Source organism: Serratia nevei, from assembly GCF_024160145.1.
Classification (GTDB): domain Bacteria; phylum Pseudomonadota; class Gammaproteobacteria; order Enterobacterales; family Enterobacteriaceae; genus Serratia; species Serratia nevei_A.
Genome location: NZ_JAMYWQ010000090.1, coordinates 1 through 1303, shown reverse-complemented (window position 1 = coordinate 1303; position 1303 = coordinate 1). Strand labels below are relative to the sequence as shown.

Annotated in this window: 1 pseudogene; it reads left to right on the top strand. The window is 53.7% G+C overall.

Going from position 1 to position 1303, the window contains the following annotated elements:
- Positions 1-54: 54 nt before the first annotated feature.
- Positions 55-1300: pseudogene (locus M6G53_RS24840) on the top strand (IS3 family transposase).
- Positions 1301-1303: the final 3 nt, after the last annotated feature.

Genomic DNA, 1303 nt, shown 5'->3' with positions numbered 1-1303 from the left:
TGACCCGTCCTAAATAGCGTTGACACATTTTACTCACGCACAGAGGAAAATGTGATGAACCAGTATGTTAAACGCACACAACGCGATTATTCTCTATCCTTTAAATTAGCCGTTGTCGAACAGGTCGAAAAAGGCGAAATGACTTGCCGTCAGGCCACAGACCGCTATGGTATTCAGGGCAACGCAACCGTCATGAACTGGCTGCGCAAATACGGTCAGCTTGACTGGCGGACTTCTCCTTCCACCAAAACGTGCGGAGGCAACATGCCTAAACTTCCCCTGACGCCCGAACAGCGTATTAAAGAACTTGAGCAGCAACTGGCTGAATCTGAAGTCAAAGCTCAGTTCTTCGAAGCCGTCGTCAAAGTCATGAATACCGACTTTGGCGCTACGCTGACAAAAAAGCAGTTAACCGCCTTATCACGCAAGCACAAATACCGGGACTCACAGTAACGCGCGTTTGCCGGTTGATGGGCATCAGCCGACAAGCGTGGTACCAGTCCCTGCAGCGTGAAGCAGGCAGAGAGGAACAGGCCCGGCATCTCGTCGAACAGGTGACAGCCATCCGCTTACACCAGCCCCGACTGGGGACGCGCAAGCTGCAACATCTGCTGCGGCAACGCGCCGAACCGGTGCTGCATGTGGGGCGTGACCGGCTGTTCAGTATCTTGCGCTGTGCGCGGTTACTGGTGATGCCTAAGCGGGCGTATCACAAAACGACGCACAGCCACCATCGTTTTTATCGCCATCCTAACCTGCTGAAAGCGGGAGACAATCAGGTAATAGCCAGCCGCCCGGAACAGGTGTGGGTGGCGGATATCACCTATCTGCCGCTGAGAACGGGAACGGCGTATGTCAGCCTGATAACGGATGCCTGGTCGAGAAAAATCGTGGGGTATCATGTACATGAAAGTCTGCATACCCGGCACGTCGCCTGTGCATTTAAAATGGCGCTGGCCGGCAGACGCACGACGTTGCCGCTGGTGCACCACTCGGATCGGGGTATCCAGTACTGTTCGCAGGAATATCAGGCGTTACATCAGAGGTATGGTGTCACTTGCTCGATGACGGACGGGTATGACTGTTACCAGAATGCGCTGGCGGAACGGGTAAATGGGATACTTAAAACGGAATACCTGCTCGGCAGGCCAGAAGACATCGTACAGGCAGAAAAGATGGTCAGGGAGTCGGTGAACATCTACAACACACAGCGGCCGCACCTGTCGCTGAAATACAAAACGCCCGATGAGGTTCATCGGGCGTTATCCGGCTGAAAAGTGTCAACCTATATCAGGACTAGTCA